General features: G+C 66.8%; 11 protein-coding genes. 10 read left to right on the top strand and 1 reads right to left on the bottom strand.

The genetic code is table 11. The features are described from left to right. Positions 1-16: 16 nt before the first annotated feature. Entirely contained in the window at positions 17-931 is a 915-nt protein-coding gene (locus BMW75_RS18820) for a DUF72 domain-containing protein (RefSeq protein ID WP_092581383.1), read from the bottom strand. Positions 932-1,047: 116 nt separating this feature from the next. Here BMW75_RS18820 and BMW75_RS18815 point away from each other — a divergent pair, with 116 nt between their 5' ends. From BMW75_RS18815 to BMW75_RS18770, 10 genes are all read left to right on the top strand, one after another. Continuing rightward, on the top strand, positions 1,048-3,177 hold the full coding sequence (locus BMW75_RS18815) for an ATP-dependent helicase (protein ID WP_092581453.1): 2,130 nt from the start codon (positions 1,048-1,050) through the stop codon (positions 3,175-3,177). Between the two features lie 84 nt (positions 3,178-3,261). Further along, positions 3,262-4,272, top strand: a complete 1,011-nt coding sequence (locus BMW75_RS18810; RefSeq protein WP_092581382.1) for a magnesium and cobalt transport protein CorA — start codon at positions 3,262-3,264, stop codon at positions 4,270-4,272. 150 nt (positions 4,273-4,422) lie between these two features. Continuing rightward, the gene (locus BMW75_RS18805) at positions 4,423-5,091 is read left to right on the top strand and encodes a thermonuclease family protein (RefSeq protein WP_092581381.1); all 669 of its coding nucleotides are present in this window, start codon (positions 4,423-4,425) and stop codon (positions 5,089-5,091) included. A 121-nt stretch (positions 5,092-5,212) separates the two neighbouring features. After that, complete coding sequence (locus tag BMW75_RS18800; RefSeq protein ID WP_175493222.1) at positions 5,213-7,456, top strand: ABC transporter substrate-binding protein; 2,244 nt, start codon at positions 5,213-5,215, stop codon at positions 7,454-7,456. After that, complete coding sequence (locus BMW75_RS18795) at positions 7,453-8,430, top strand: ABC transporter permease (protein ID WP_092581379.1); 978 nt, start codon at positions 7,453-7,455, stop codon at positions 8,428-8,430. The genes BMW75_RS18800 and BMW75_RS18795 overlap by 4 nt, the downstream gene beginning before the upstream one ends. A 5-nt stretch (positions 8,431-8,435) precedes the next feature. After that, entirely contained in the window at positions 8,436-9,947 is a 1,512-nt protein-coding gene (locus tag BMW75_RS18790) for an ABC transporter permease (RefSeq protein ID WP_092581378.1), read from the top strand. Next, on the top strand, positions 9,944-11,635 hold the full coding sequence (locus tag BMW75_RS18785) for an ABC transporter ATP-binding protein (RefSeq protein WP_092581377.1): 1,692 nt from the start codon (positions 9,944-9,946) through the stop codon (positions 11,633-11,635). The genes BMW75_RS18790 and BMW75_RS18785 overlap by 4 nt, the downstream gene beginning before the upstream one ends. A gap of 236 nt (positions 11,636-11,871) precedes the next feature. Further along, positions 11,872-12,330 (top strand): DUF1178 family protein, encoded by a 459-nt coding sequence (locus tag BMW75_RS18780; RefSeq protein WP_092581376.1) that lies wholly within the window; start codon positions 11,872-11,874, stop codon positions 12,328-12,330. Positions 12,331-12,551: 221 nt separating this feature from the next. Continuing rightward, on the top strand, positions 12,552-13,631 hold the full coding sequence (locus BMW75_RS18775; RefSeq protein WP_092581375.1) for a type IV toxin-antitoxin system AbiEi family antitoxin: 1,080 nt from the start codon (positions 12,552-12,554) through the stop codon (positions 13,629-13,631). Then, entirely contained in the window at positions 13,631-14,539 is a 909-nt protein-coding gene (locus tag BMW75_RS18770) for a hypothetical protein (protein ID WP_092581374.1), read from the top strand. The genes BMW75_RS18775 and BMW75_RS18770 overlap by 1 nt, the downstream gene beginning before the upstream one ends. Positions 14,540-14,581 lie beyond the last annotated feature (42 nt).

Raw genomic sequence — 14,581 nt, 5'->3', positions numbered from 1 at the left:
CCTACCTAATGCCCGACTACACGCCCGGCAGCCGCAGCGCCGATGCGAAGGCCGCGGCGTTGCGCATGCCCTGGTCTTCGAAGTTGGTGTTGAACACGGCGTGCGCCTGGGCCGACTGTGACGCCAGCCGGGTGAACCGGGCCACCAGTTCGGCCAGCTCTTCTTCCGAGTATTCGTACTGGAATCGTCCCGACGACGCCGGACCCGACGCGTTCCAGGTCGCCGCGTTGCGCCCGTGCAGCCGCAGCAGCGTCAGATCCGGATGCGTGCTTTCCCAGACCGCGGGCACGGTGTTGTCAAAGCCTTGCGGTGCGTCCACGACCGTATGCACCACGCCCAGGTCGCGTTCGAAGGCCAGCGTGTCCGCGGTGGCGGCGGGGCCGTCGAACCAACTGCGGTGCCGGAACTCCACGGATACCCGGTGATCTTCCATGCGCCGCGCGCAGTCCGCCACGCGCGCCTTGCCGCGGGCGTCGCGCCGTATCCAGGGCGGAAACTGGAAATGCACCGCGCCCAGCTTGCCCGGCAGCCGCAGCGGTTCGAGGGCAAGCTGGTAGCGCCGCCAGAGTTCGTCACGCAGGTCGGGCGGCAGTTGGTCGTGGTAGAGCACCGGCTCCGGCCAGTCCGCCAGCTCGCGCCGGATGTCGCCGGGCAGGGCCGAAAGCGGCGTCTGGTGACCGGTGAACAGCCGGAAAGCCTTGATATTGAAGACGAAGTCGTCCGGCGTCCGGGTGGCCCACAGGTAGGCGTTTTCCGGCGTGGGCAGCGCGTAAAAGCTGGAATCGACCTCCGCCAGCGAAAAGCGCGACGCGTAAAAGCGCAGCCGCGCTTCGGCGCTGCGCGCCTCAGGGGGATAGAAGCGGCGCGAGGCCAGCAGGGTGGGGTCGGTCCAGGAGGCGGTGCCGGTCAGGATGCGGGGGGAATCAACCATGGCGCCGGGGCGTATCAGACGAAAATCCAAAATTTCTGTATAAATATACAGTGTTCATCCGGAGCCAGCCCCTGGCTCCTTCCTTTTTTGCGGCCGTAGCGCTGCGGCACCGCGACATGCCAGACCAAGCTCATCTCACCGAATCCTCCGACAACGAACGGCCCGTCGGCCGCCCGGCCGAACGTCCCGACCCGCTGGCCGACCTGAACCCCGCCCAGCGCGAGGCGGCCGAGTTCGGCGTGGCCGGCGCGCCGGGCGATGACGGCCCCTTGCTCGTGATCGCGGGGGCGGGGTCCGGCAAGACCAACACGCTGGCCCACCGCGTCGCGCATCTCATCCTGAACGGCGCGGATCCGCAGCGCATGTTGCTCCTGACCTTCTCGCGCCGCGCGGCGCTGGAAATGGAACGGCGCGTGGGCTCGGTGCTGCAGCGGGTGATGAATCTGCGGTCCTCGCAACAGGCGCCGTCGCTGCCGTGGGCGGGCACCTTCCATGCGATCGGCGCGCGGCTGCTGCGCGATTGCGCGCAGCGCATCGGCCTGTCCGAGGCCTTCACCATCCACGACCGGGGCGACGCCGAAGACCTGATGGGCATGGTGCGCCATGAACTGGGGCTGTCTTCCACCAAGTCGCGCTTCCCGCTTAAGGGCACCTGCCTGGCTATCTATTCGCGGGTGGTGAACAGCCAGACGCCGGTGGGCGATGTGCTCAAGACCGCCTTTCCGTGGTGCGCCCAATGGGAAGACGAACTGAAGACCCTGTTCCGCGCGTACGTCGCGGCCAAGCAGGACCAGCAGGTGCTGGACTACGACGACCTGCTGCTCTATTGGTCCGAAATGATGTCGGACCCGGAAATCGCTGCTGACGTGGGCGCGCGCTTCGATCACGTCCTGGTGGACGAATACCAGGACACCAACCGCCTGCAGTCGGCCATCCTGCTGGCCATGAAGCCCGACGGCCGTGGCCTGACGGTGGTGGGCGACGATGCCCAGTCCATCTATTCCTTCCGCGCGGCCACGGTGCGCAACATCCTGGACTTTCCCAACCAGTTTCCCGCGCCCGCGCGCGTCATCACGCTGGATCGCAACTATCGCTCCACCCAGCCCATTCTGACCGCGTCCAACGCCGTGATCGCGCAGGCCACCGAACGCTACGCCAAGGACCTGTGGACCGATCGCAAATCCTCGCAGCTTCCCGAGCTGGTGACGGTCAGCGACGAAGCCGGGCAGGCGCGCTGGGTGGCCGACCAGGTGCTGGCCCAGCGCGAGGGCGGCGCCACGCTCAAGTCGCAGGCGGCGCTGTTTCGCACCGCCAGCCACAGCGCCGCGCTGGAACTGGAGCTGACCCGCCGCAACATCCCCTTCGTCAAATTCGGCGGGTTGCGTTTCCTGGAAGCGGCGCACGTCAAGGACCTGCTGTCGATCCTGCGCTGGGCCGAGAACCCGCGCGGCCGCATGGCGGGCTTCCGAGTCGCGCAGCTGATGCCCGGCATTGGGCCGGCGACGGCGGGCAAGCTGATGGACGCGATGTCCGCGTCCGCCGAGCCGCTGCGCACGCTGCGCGAATTCAAGCCGGGGGCGGCAGCCCAGGAAGAGTGGGGCGCGTTTGCCGACACGTACGCCGCGCTGTGCGACCCCACGTTGAAGTGGCCCGCCGACGTGGACCTGGCCTTGCGCTGGTACAGCGGCCAGCTCGAACGCCTGTACGACGACGCGCGCGTGCGCAAGACTGACCTGGACCAGCTCGTGCGCATCGCCTCGGGCTATCCGTCGCGCGAGCGCTTCCTGACCGAACTGACGCTGGACCCGCCCGACGCCACCAGCGACGAATCCGGCGCACCGCTGCGTGACGAGGACTACATGATCCTGTCCACCATCCATTCCGCCAAGGGCCAGGAATGGAAGGCGGTCTACGTGCTGAATGTGGTGGACGGCTGCATTCCGTCCGACATGAGCACCGGCAGCGCCGAGGAAATCGAGGAAGAGCGCCGCCTGCTGTACGTCGCCATGACGCGGGCCAGGGAACGGCTGCAGCTGGTCGTGCCGCAGCGCTTTTATGTGCACCAGCAGACCGGCATGGGCGACCGCCACGTCTACGGGTCGCGCACGCGCTTCATCACCAACGCCATGCTGCCGCTTTTTGACCACCTGCCCAAGCTGCCCGATCTGCCCCCCGGGCGGGCCGAACCGCGCGAGCCGCAGGCCCCGCGCATCGACGTGGCCAAACGGGTGCGCAACCTCTTCTGAACCCGCGGTCCGCGGGCGGGCTGGGCTATCATCGGCCGACAAACACATGCTGTGCGGCAGGGATCGATTTGTCCGAGGATGTCTATGTCTATTGAAGAGCAGCCCGCCGACGCGCCCAAGGGCGAAGTCGTGGCGTCGATCGCCTACGTGAACGGACGGCGTGACCGTGAAGTTCCCATTGAACAAGCCGGCCAGTACGTCAGCCAGCGACAGGGGCAGAGCATGCTGTGGATCGGCCTGCGCAATCCCCATCCGGACACGCTGGCCAAGGTGGCGCGCGAGCTGGGCGCCTGTGACAAGAACCAGGAAGAAATGCTGGAAGCGCACCGGCGCCCGAAGATCATCGACTACGGCAACATGATCCTGATCGTCGCCGCCACGGTCGAGGTCGAGGCCGAGCGCCCCATCTTCGGCGAGACGCAGTTCCTCATCGGCGACGGCTTCCTGGTCACGGTGCGGCGCGGCGCGACCGCCGGCCACAGCCCCTTGCGCGAGCGCCTGGAGGCCTCGCCCGACCTGCTCAAGCGCGGCAGCGACTACGTGGCGTCCGAACTGCTGGACTGGCTGGTGGACCGCTATGTCGCGGCGGCGGTCAAGATCGAAAGCGTGGTGGAAGGCGCCGAGCAGAAGCTGCTGATCCGCGGCGCCAAGGACGCCGACATCCGCAGGCTGTACCGGCAGCGCCGGGACCTCCTGCGCATCCACACCGTCGTCTCGCCGCTGGCCGAGATCTGCCGCCGTCTGGCGCGCGTGGAGATGTCCGCCGTCGATGAACACGCGCGGCCTTATTTCGGCGAAGTGGCCGACCGCGTGCTGCGCGTGGACGAGCTGTTCAATTCGCTGCGCGAGTCGCTGGCCTTCGCGTTTGAAGCCAGCCTGATGATCGGGCAGGCCGCGCAGAACGACACGACGCGCAAGCTGGCGTCCTGGGCCGCCATCCTGGCGGTGCCCACCGCCATCGCCGGCATTTATGGCATGAATTTCGAGTTCATGCCCGAACTGAAGTCGCCGTGGGGGTATCCCATCACGCTGGGCGTGATCACGTCGGTATGCTCGGTGCTGTATTGGCGGTTCCGGAAATCCGGCTGGCTTTGAGCCGCCCGGTGTCTGACACCCTGAGGCGACGAACGTGGGTTTGCGGCGGTGTGCCATGGGTGTCAGACACCCCCGAACGCCACCGGTGCCCCCGATACCGCAGCCGGCTTGTGGCAAACTCCCTGCGTTCTTGAATATGGAGTCCGGCCGGTGCGTGGCAAACCTCCCTTTCGCGGCGGCGGCAAGCTGACCGCCCTTGTCGTTGCCCTGATCCTCGCGGCGGCCGGCGCCCTCATCAACTGGCTGCAGCCGCAGGATCCCGCTACGCAGCGCCCGGCCGGGCGCGCGCAGGCGCCCGCGTCCCCGGCGCCGGGCAAGGCCCCGGGCGCGTTGGCTGGCGGGGTGCCGCAGGGCAGCTATACGCTGACCGGCACGATCGTCAACGTGGCGGACGGCGATACCGTGACGCTGCGCGCGCCGGACGGCCAGCGGCGCATCCGCATGGACAGCATCGACGCGCCCGAAGAGGGCCACGGCGCCGACCAGCCCGGCCAGCCCGACGCCGAGGCCGCGCGCAAGCACCTGGCCAGCCTCGTGGCCGGCAAGACGCTCACCGCCCAATGCTATGAACAGGACCAGTATGGCCGTGACGTCTGCGCGCTGATCCTGGAGGACGGCCGCTCCGCCAACCGGGTACAGGTCGAGGCCGGCTACGCCTGGGCCTACACGGCCCGCAAGGGTGATTACCTGCGCGACAAGGCCATGCCCGACCTGCAACGCCAGGCCAAGGCGGCCGGCCGCGGGCTGTGGGCGCGCCCGGACGCCACGCAACCCTGGAAATGGCGCTATGACTGCTGGCGGCAGCGCCAATGCGGCTGAAAGCGGCCAGCCGGGCCGTCGCCGCCAGCCAGTCCCGCGCCGGCCCTAGGTGGATGCCAGGGTACTGGCGGGGCCCCGCGTTTGCTATCCTCTGACGCTACGAAACGAACGGAAGGTTTCCATGGGTGTAATGAAGCGGCTCTGGGCGTCGGCCATGCTGCTGTCGCTGTCGCTGGCGTTGGCGGGCTGCTCGCAGGAAAGCCCCATCAACAGCCCGTATCCATCCGGCGCAGAAAGCCAGAACACGCTTTATTCCGCGTTCGTCAAACGCTCTCCCAAGTACCTGGACCCGGCCAGCTCCTATTCCGGCGACGAAACCCCCTACACCTACAACATCTACGAGCCGCTCTACGGGTATCACTACCTGAAGCGGCCCTATGAACTGGTGCCGCGCGCGGCGGCCTCGATCGACCCGCCGGTGTACCTGGACGCCCAGGGCAACACGCTGCCCGCGGACGCGCCCGGCGAGCAGATCGCGCAAAGCATCTACGACATCAAGATCCGGCCCGGCATCCGTTTCGCGCCGCATCCCGCCTTTGCCCGCAAGCCGGACGGCAGTTATGCGTACTACCCGCTGGCCCCCGGCGAACTGGACGACAAGTTCTACATTCCCGATTTCCCGCTGACGGGCACGCGCGAGCTGACGGCCGACGATTACGTCTATGCCTTCCGCCGCCTTGCCAGCCCGCGCGTGGTGTCGCCCATCTATTCGCTCATGTCCGAGCACGTGCAGGGCCTGAAAGACTACGGCGACCGCCTGCGCAAGCGCGACCAGGAATTGCGGCGCGACATGCCCGGCGGCGCCGGCACGCTGCCGTGGCTGGATCTGCGCGAAGACGACGGCTTCAAAGGCGTGGAGGCCCTGGATCCGCACACGCTGCGCATCCGCGTCGATGGCAAGTATCCGCAGTTCAAGTACTGGCTGGCCATGACGTTCACCGCGCCCATCCCGTGGGAGGCCGACCGCTTCTACAGCCAGCCCGGCATGGCCGCGCACGACCTCTCGCTGAACACCTGGCCGGTGGGCACCGGGCCGTACATGCTGGTGGAGTCGCTGCAGAACCGCCGCCACGTGCTGGGCCGCAATCCCAACTACCACGGCGAACCCTATCCCTGCGAAGGCGAGCCCGGCGACCAGGCGGCGGGCCTCCTGGCCGATTGCGGCAAGCCCACGCCCTTCATCGACCGCGCGGAATTCAGCGTCGAAAAAGAAGCCATTCCGCTGACCGGCAAGTTCATGCAGGGCTACTACGACGTGCCGCAGATCGAGCGCGGCGAATACGGCGTGGCCATGCTGGTGGCCGCCGGCGACAGCCAGGACAAGGCGCGCAAGTATCAAGAGCACGGGATCAAGCTGCCCACCACGGTCGAGACCGCGAACTGGTACATGGGCTTTAACTGGCTGGACCCGGTGGTGGGCAAGGGCGACACGCCCGAACAACAAGCGCGCAACCGCAAGCTGCGCCAGGCTATCAGCATCGCCTTCGACTGGGAAGAATACGTGGCGGTGTTCGAAAACAGCCAGGCGTCCGTGGCCTACGGGCCGGTGCCGCCGGGCGTGCTGGGCTACCGCGAACCGCCCGAGGGCATCAATCCGGTGGTTTACGACCTGGTCGACGGCAAGCCGGTGCGCAAGTCCATCGATGTCGCCCGGAGGCTGCTGGCCGAGGCCGGCTATCCCGACGGCCGCAATGCCGAGACAGGCGCGCCGCTGGTGCTGTATTTCGATTCCATGTCCGGCGGCGGGTCCAACCCGCAGTTCGACTGGATGCGCCGCCAGCTCGCCAAGATCGGCGTGCAGCTGGACGTGCGGGCCACCGACTACAACCGTTTCCAGGACAAGATGCTGCGCGGGTCCGCGCAGCTCTTCCTGTGGGGCTGGAACGCCGACTACCCCGACGCCGAGAACTTCCTCTTCCTGCTCTACGGCCCGAACGCCAAGGCCAAGGGCGGGGGCGAGAACGCCGCCAACTATTCCAGCCCGGAGTTCGACCGGCTGTTCGAGCAGATGAAATTCCTGGACGACGGCCCCGAAAAGGCCGCGCTGATCGCCGAGATGATCGCCATCGTGCAGCGCGACGCGCCGTGGATGTTTGGCTACTTCCCGATGTCCGGCGGCGCCTACCAGCAGTGGGTCGGCAACGCCAAGCCCACGCAGATGGTGCGCAATACCCTGCAATACATGAAGATCGACCCGGCGCTGCGGCAGCAGAAGATCGACGAATGGAACTCGCCCATCTGGTGGCCCATTGGCGTCTTCATCCTGCTGCTGGTGCTGGCGATCTGGCCTTCGTACGTGGCGCTCAAGCGGCGCGAGCGCCAGACGGCGTTCGTGCCGCCCGAACGCAAGGAGTATCAATCATGATCGGCTATGTGATACGCCGGCTGTTGTATGGCGTGCTGATTCTGATCGGCGTCAATCTCTTCACCTTCATCCTGTTCTTCGCGGTCAACACGCCGGACGACATGGCGCGTCTGGCCATCGGCGGGCAGCGCGTCAGCCAGGACGCCGTCGAAAAATGGAAGGCCGAGCGCGGCTACGACAAGCCGCTCTTTTTCAACGCCCAGGCCCAGGGCGCGGGGCGGCTCACCGAGACCGTGTTCTACCAGCGCTCGGTGCCGCTGCTGGTCATGGACTTCGGCTCGTCCGACGGCGGCCGCGACATCGGCCGCGAGATCAAGACGCGCATGGGGCCCAGCCTGGCGCTGGCGGTGCCCACGTTCTTCCTGGGGCTGTTCGCCAGCATCGTCTTTTCGCTCACGCTCGTTTATTTCCGCGCGACGCGGCTGGATTTCTGGGGCGTCGTGCTGTGCGTGATGCTGCTGTCGATATCAAGCCTTTTCTACATCATCGCGGGGCAGTGGCTCTTCGCGAAGCTGCTGCGGCTGGTGCCGTTCTCGGGCTATTCGGGCGGACTGGACGTGGTCAAGTTCCTGGCGCTGCCGGTGCTGGTCGCCATCGTGTCGCGGCTGGGACCCGAAGCGCGCTTCTACCGCACCCTGTTCCTCGAAGAAATCGGCAAGGACTACGTGCGCACCGCGCGGTCCAAGGGGCTCGCGGAGCGCGTCGTGCTCTTCCGCCACGTGCTGCGCAACGCCATGCTGCCCATCCTGACCAGCACGGTGGCCGCGCTGCCGCTGCTGTTCATGGGCAGCCTGATCGCGGAGTCCTTCTTCGGCATTCCCGGGCTGGGCAGCTACACCATCGACGCCATCAACGCGCAAGACTTCTCCATCGTGCGCGCCATGGTGTTCCTGGGCGCGGCGCTCTACATCGTGGGGCTGATCCTGGCCGACATTTCCTACACGCTGGCCGACCCCCGCGTGCGTTTCGAGTAGCCGCCATGCCCAAGTTCGTCTTCCTCTGGACCGATATCGCGCTGTGGCTGATGGTGGCGGGCGCGCTGGCTTACATCTGGCGCGTGCGCCGCAGTGCCAACCTGCGCGCCACCTGGGCGCGCGTGGCCCGCGATACGCCCGCCATGTGCTCGGTCGTCATCCTGGTCGCCTTTTCGGTGGTCGGCCTGCTGGACTCGGTGCACTATCGCCCGCTGCTGCCGCCCGCGCCGGGCGCGGCGGCCGACGCCCCGCCGGTCTACGCGCCGGCCGTGCAATCCGCGCTGGACGGCCTGTTGGCCGGTACGGTGCTGACCCGGCCCGAGAAAACCTATTCCGAACCGCTGGCCGCCCACCAGTTCACCAAAGAGACCATGCTGGTGAACGACAAGCCGGTGCGCGATTTTCCGCGCCTGCGCGGCGCCGCCCTGCACCTGACCGATCCCGGCCAGGAGCGCGCCGGCGACATCGCCATGCGACTGGGGTGGGGGCTGGCCGCCGGGCTGGGGGTCGCGCTGGCCGGCGCGGTCATCCTGTTCGCCTGCCTGGCGCGCGCCACCGGCTCCGCCTCCCATGCCGCCGAGGAACTGCTCGCCGGCCGCGCCGACATCCCATGGCGCGCCATGGCGATCACCTTCGCGCTGCTGTGCCTGGCCGTGGGGGCGCTGGCGGGCCTGTCCAGCGGCTACCATGCTCTGGGCACCGACCGCATCGGCAACGACGTGCTGTGGCAGGCGCTCAAAAGCATCCGCACGGCGCTGGTCATCGGCAGCCTCACCACGCTGGCGATGCTGCCGCCGGCCATCGTCTTCGGCATCGCGGCGGGCTACTTCAAGGGCAAGGTCGACGACGCCATCCAGTACCTGTACACCACCATCACCTCGATTCCCGGCGTGCTGCTGGTGGCCGCCTGCGCGTTGATGATGCAGGTGTACATCGACAACCATTCGGACCTCTTCGACACCTCGGCCGCCCGCGCCGACCTGCGGCTGTTCCTGCTGTGCATGATCCTGGGCCTGACGGGCTGGGCGGGGCTGTGCCGCCTGCTGCGGGCCGAAACGCTGAAGCTGCGCGAACTGGAATACGTGCAGGCCGCGCGCGCCTTCGGCGTGTCCCACTGGCGCATCATGACGCGCCACCTGCTGCCCAATGTGGCGCATCTGGTGCTGATTACCGTGGTGCTGGAGTTCTCCGGCCTCGTGCTGTATGAGGCCGTGCTGTCGTACCTGGGCATCGGCGTGGATCCCAGCATGAATTCCTTCGGCTCGATGATCGACGGCGCGCGCCTGGAAATGTCGCGCGACCCCATGATCTGGTGGAACCTGATGACCGCTTTCATCTTCATGCTGGCGCTGGTGCTGGCCGCCAACCTGTTCGCGGACGCGGTGCGCGACGCGTTCGATCCGCGCACTCGGCGTTTCAAGCCCAGCCGCCTGGCGCGCCTGGGCTTCATGGGCCGCCGTCCGGGCACGATGCTGGCGGCGGACGCGCGCGCCTCCAAGACCGGGGAGGCGCCATGAGCCACGACACGCCATTGCTGACCGTGCAGGGCCTGGACGTGGACGTCGCGGGCGAAAGCGGCATGACGCATGCGGTCAAGCGCCTGCAGCTGGCCATATCAAAGCGCGAGACCTTCGCGCTGGTCGGCGAATCCGGCTGCGGCAAGAGCATGACCGCGCTGGCGCTGCTGCGCCTGTTGCCGGACGCCGGCCGTATTGTCGGCGGGCAGATCGACCTGGACGGCGAAGACCTCAACCGCCTGCCCGAAAGCGCCATGCGCGGGGTGCGCGGCGGACGTATCGGCATCATCTTCCAGGAGCCGTCCACCAGCCTGAACCCCGTCATGCGGGTCGGCGACCAGATCATCGAGACGCTGACCGCGCACACGCCCCTGCGCGGGGCCGCGGCGCGAGCCCGCGCCATCGACTGGCTGCGCCGGGTCGGGATCCCCGAGCCCGAGCGCCGCATCGACGATTATCCCTTCCAGTTCTCCGGCGGCCAGAAGCAGCGCGTCATGATCGCCATCGCGTTGGCGGCCGAGCCCGTGCTGCTGATCGCGGACGAGCCGACCACCGCGCTGGACGTCACGGTGCAGGCGCAGGTGCTGGACCTGCTGGCCAGCATCCAGCAGGAGATGGGCATGGCCGTCCTGCTCATCACCCACGACCTGGCGGTGGTCAAGAACGTGGCGCACCATGTCGCGCTGATGCGCGGCGGCGAGATCGTCGAAAGCGCCAGTGCCGAGGAATTCTTCCACGCGCCGCGGCATCCTTACGCCCGCCAGCTCTTCGAGGCCATTCCCACGTTCGACAAGCGTGGCGTGCCGCTGACCGAACAGGGACGCGCGGCCGCCGCGCAGGAAGGCCGGCAGGGCGCGCAGCCGCGACCCGCGGGCGTGGTGCTGGACGTGCAGGACCTGAAGGTCCACTACCCGGTGCGCAAGGGGCCGCTGCGCCGCATCGTGTCCTGGGTCAAGGCCGTGGACGGCGTGACGTTCACGCTGCGGGCCGGCGAAACGCTGGCGCTCCTGGGCGAATCCGGCTGCGGCAAGACCACCACGGGCAAGGCGCTGCTGCGCCTGATCGACGGCGCGCACGTGGCCGGTCGCGCCATGCTGCAGGGGCAGGACCTGTTGTCCGCCGATCGTCGCCAGCTCCAGCGGCTGCGGCAGGACATCCAGATCGTGTTCCAGGACCCGTACGCGTCGCTGGACCCGCGCATGCGCATCGGAGAAATCCTGGACGAGGGGCTGGCATCGCTCAAGCGCGACATGAGCAGCCAGGCCCGTGAGAAGCACGCGGCCCAGCTCATCGAGCGGGTGGGGCTGCCCGCCAACACGCTGACGCGCTATCCGCATGAATTCTCGGGCGGCCAGCGCCAGCGCATCGCCATCGCGCGTGCGCTGGCCGTCGAACCCAAGGTCCTCATCTGCGACGAGCCCACGTCCGCGCTGGATGTCTCGGTGCAGGCGCAGATCCTGGACCTGCTGCGCGAATTGCAGGCCGAGCTGGGCATCGCCTACCTGTTCATCACGCACAATTTCGGCGTGGTCGAGTACCTGGCGGATCGCATCGCGGTCATGGACAAGGGCCGCATCGTCGAACTGGGCCAGGCCGAATCGGTCCTGCTGGCGCCGCGCCAGGAGGTCACGAGGCGGTTGCTGGCCGCGGTGCCGCGGCTGCATTTCGGCCCGCCGGAAACGGCCTGAACGGACCGCCTGGCGTCGTTTCGTCCGACTTCCAGCGGGGCGGGGCGGTTTGCCCGTCGTCGCTGCCGGCGCCGTTTGCCGCCGTTGCGCGGTGGGGCCGTCTGGTGCGGTGGGCTTGTGATTCGGTCTTGTGCTTCGGCCCTGTGCTTCGGTCTTGTTTGAGCATGCGGCCGGCAGCCGGCCGGCCGTCATGCGCCAGATCTTGTATTCTGGACGCAGAACTCCATATTGATGCCATGGCCCTCAAAGTTTTTGACCTCCAGTGCGACCACAACCACGTCTTCGAAGGTTGGTTCGGCTCGCACGAAGACTACGACGCGCAACAGGCGCGTGGCCTCGTCACTTGTCCGGTCTGCGGATCGGCGACCATCACCAAACGCCTGTCCGCCCCGCGCCTGAACGTGGCGCACCTGCACGCGCCCGCCGCGCAGCCCGTCGTGCCCGCCGGCGCTTCGGACGCCGAAAAAATGGCCGCGCTCCAGGCCGCCGTCATGCGGCAGGTGCGCACGCTGGTGCGCAACACGGAAAACGTCGGACCGCGCTTCGCCGAGGAAGCCCGTCGCATCCACGAAGGCGACGCCGACGACCGCCCCATCCGCGGCACCGCCACCCGCGAAGAACGCGAATCCCTGGCCGAAGACGGCATCGAGGTCATGGCCGTGCCGGATTTCCTGGACGACGAACGCCTGCAGTAGGGCGTCGGGCGTGGCAATCGGTCCAATCGGTCGCCTGGCCGCCAGCAGAACGTTACGTTCGATCCCCGGTCCCGCCAGATCCGTAAGACCTGCTTATTCACGGTTGTTTGGTTTTTCGCTGCTCAGCGAATATATGAATTTTGTCGAATATTCGCTATATTCCCGACATTCCCGTCATTCGTGACATTTCCGACGTGCATTGAGCAGAGATTACGGCCCTCATGACGAGATCTATCGTGGCGGGACAGGCGTTGATCGGACAGCTCCTGGAGTCACTCCAGGCGTTGCCTGACGTGCGCGTGGCGTCGACCCGGGCAGCACCTGAGGTGCGAGGCGCCAACCCTGTCGATGCCAGGATCGATCTGCAGGTCGCGGGCAAGGCGGTCGTTCTGCTGGTCGAGGTCAAGAAGTCCGTCTATCCCCGGGATGCGCGTCAATGGCTATGGCAATTGAGGTCGCTACAGCCGGGCCAAAACGCCGATGTCCAGCCTCTGCTGGTGGCGGAGTCGCTATCAAGTGGAGCGAAAGAACTGCTCAGAAGCGAGCGGGTCGGTTACTTCGATAGCGGCGGAAGCCTATTCCTGCCGGCGGCGGGTGCCTTCATCTACATCGACAGGCCGGCGCCGAAGGTGCTGGACAAGTCGGTTCGGTCGCTGTTCTCGTCGCGGCGTGCCCAGGTCTTGCACGCCCTCCTGGACGATCAAGATAAATGGTTTGGCGTTAACGACGTGGCTGGCCGTGCGCAGGTGGCGCCATCTACCGCCTCGGAAGTGTTAAGTCAGCTGGAGCGGTTCGACTGGCTGGAGTCGCGTGGGCAAGGACCCAATAAGACGCGCCATCTCCGCGAGCCGGCTGCGTTGCTCGATGCGTGGGCAAAGCAGGTCGCCACGCAGCCTGCGCCGACGCAGCGCCGGTATTTTGTGCCCGCTCTGAAGTCCGATGCGTTGATCGAACGGCTCGCTCAGTCTTGCGATGCGCACCAGGTGGATTACGCGGTGAGCTACGAAGCGGCTGCGCAGCGCTATGCGCCGTTCTTGTCCGGTATTTCCCTGGTGCGCGTTCGACTGCAGCCCGGACCTGGCGCCGAGTTGGCAATGGCCGACTTGGGCGCGCGTGTCGTCAATGAAGGCGCGAACCTCGCGGTCGTCGATTCGACCTCGGCCGGAGCGCTGCTTTTCCGGCGACACGTTGGCGATGTCTGGCTGGCCAGTCCGGTCCAGGTGTATCTCGATCTTCTGCAGGCAGAAGGCCGCGCCAAGGAAATGGCCCAGCACCTGCGCCAGGAGAGGATCGGTTTCTGATGGCAAAGCCCGCGACGTTGGACGGCTATAGCGACCAGTACACGACGGATTGCGAACGTCTCCTCGTGACGTTGCTGCGGGGACTGGGACCGTGGAAAGATTCGGTCTATCTGATCGGGGGGCTGACGCCGCGATATCTCGTTGCGGCTCGTCCTCCGGCCGTGCCCGCGCACGCTGGAACGCTGGACGTGGACCTCGTGATCGACCTGCAGATCCTGGCCGACACCGATGCATATCACACACTCGAAGACAACCTGAAGAAGATGGGCTTCGAGCGAGCCGAGAACGCCGCCGGTGCAAAGTTGTCCTGGCGGTGGCAGACCCGTACTGAACATGGCGCGCTGATGGTGTTGGAGTTGCTGGCGGACGCGCCGGAGATCGCCGGCGGCAAGGTACAGCCATTGCCGACCAATGGCACGATCTCTGCGTTGAACATTCCCTATTCGTCCATTGTTTTCGACCTTCATCAAGTCACCGAGATTCAGGCCGAACTATTGGGCGGCAATGGAATCGCCACAGAACGGATCAAGCATGCGAACCTGGTGAGCTTTACCTGTCTGAAGGTGTTTGCATTCGATCAGCGCTTCGAACGCAAGGATGCCCACGATCTGGTCTATTGCATCGAGCATGCGTCCGAAGGACTGGATGCCGTGGCTGCGGCGTTTCACAAGGAGCGCGAGGGCAGGCATAGGGGCGTTGTGGAGGCCTCTTTGGCGATCCTGCGCAGTCGCTTCGCGAGCGACGCGACCGCCGAGGGCTATCGCAAGGACGGTCCCGTGTCGGTCGCCAAGTTCGAGTTGGGTGATGGCGACGAGCCAGAGCAGCGCGAGGCAAGGATGTTGCGGCAGCGGCAGGCCAGCGACGTGATCGAACGGCTTCTTTCTCGAATCGGCCCGGCACTCCCCTAGCGTGGCCGTCCGCCGGCCGAAAAAAAAGCCAGACCGCAAGGT

Source organism: Achromobacter sp. NFACC18-2, assembly GCF_900108985.1.
Lineage (GTDB): Bacteria > Pseudomonadota > Gammaproteobacteria > Burkholderiales > Burkholderiaceae_B > Achromobacter.
This window is presented reverse-complemented; position numbering and strand designations above follow the sequence as displayed.

Bases quoted from the DNA above. Each gene is read 5' to 3' on its own strand.
- BMW75_RS18790 (WP_092581378.1), top strand. From the start codon at position 8,436: ATGCCCAAGTTCGTCTTCCTCTGGACCGATATCGCGCTGTGGCTGATG.
- BMW75_RS18775 (WP_092581375.1), top strand. From the start codon at position 12,552: ATGACGAGATCTATCGTGGCGGGACAGGCGTTGATCGGACAGCTCCTG.
- BMW75_RS18795 (WP_092581379.1), top strand. From the start codon at position 7,453: ATGATCGGCTATGTGATACGCCGGCTGTTGTATGGCGTGCTGATTCTG.
- BMW75_RS18780 (WP_092581376.1), top strand. From the start codon at position 11,872: ATGGCCCTCAAAGTTTTTGACCTCCAGTGCGACCACAACCACGTCTTC.
- BMW75_RS18820 (WP_092581383.1), bottom strand. From the start codon at position 931: ATGGTTGATTCCCCCCGCATCCTGACCGGCACCGCCTCCTGGACCGAC.
- BMW75_RS18815 (WP_092581453.1), top strand. From the start codon at position 1,048: ATGCCAGACCAAGCTCATCTCACCGAATCCTCCGACAACGAACGGCCC.
- BMW75_RS18785 (WP_092581377.1), top strand. From the start codon at position 9,944: ATGAGCCACGACACGCCATTGCTGACCGTGCAGGGCCTGGACGTGGAC.
- BMW75_RS18810 (WP_092581382.1), top strand. From the start codon at position 3,262: ATGTCTATTGAAGAGCAGCCCGCCGACGCGCCCAAGGGCGAAGTCGTG.
- BMW75_RS18770 (WP_092581374.1), top strand. From the start codon at position 13,631: ATGGCAAAGCCCGCGACGTTGGACGGCTATAGCGACCAGTACACGACG.
- BMW75_RS18800 (WP_175493222.1), top strand. From the start codon at position 5,213: ATGGGTGTAATGAAGCGGCTCTGGGCGTCGGCCATGCTGCTGTCGCTG.